The sequence below is a fragment of the Billgrantia ethanolica genome, from assembly GCF_021404305.1.
GTDB classification, from domain to species: domain Bacteria; phylum Pseudomonadota; class Gammaproteobacteria; order Pseudomonadales; family Halomonadaceae; genus Halomonas; species Halomonas ethanolica.
The window spans coordinates 1-257 of record NZ_JABFTX010000066.1 but is presented as its reverse complement, the minus strand read 5'-3'; the positions used below and the strand labels follow the sequence as shown (position 1 = coordinate 257).

At 53.3% G+C, this 257-nt stretch carries 1 rRNA gene; it reads right to left on the bottom strand.

Annotation, left to right across the window (positions count from 1 at the left end):
- Positions 1–257: ribosomal RNA gene (locus tag HOP53_RS21535) — 23S ribosomal RNA — on the bottom strand; the annotation flags it as partial.

Genomic DNA, 257 nt, shown 5'->3' with positions numbered 1-257 from the left:
TCTTCCGGCGGGGGAGTTTTTCACTCCCCTTGTCGTTACTCATGTCAGCATTCGCACTCGTGATACCTCCAGCAGACTTCTCAATCCACCTTCATCGGCTTACACGACGCTCCTCTACCGCTCATCCAGAGGATGAACCCGTAGCTTCGGTACCTGGTTTAGCCCCGTTACATCTTCCGCGCAGGCCGACTCGACTAGTGAGCTATTACGCTTTCTTTAAAGGATGGCTGCTTCTAAGCCAACCTCCTAGCTGTCTG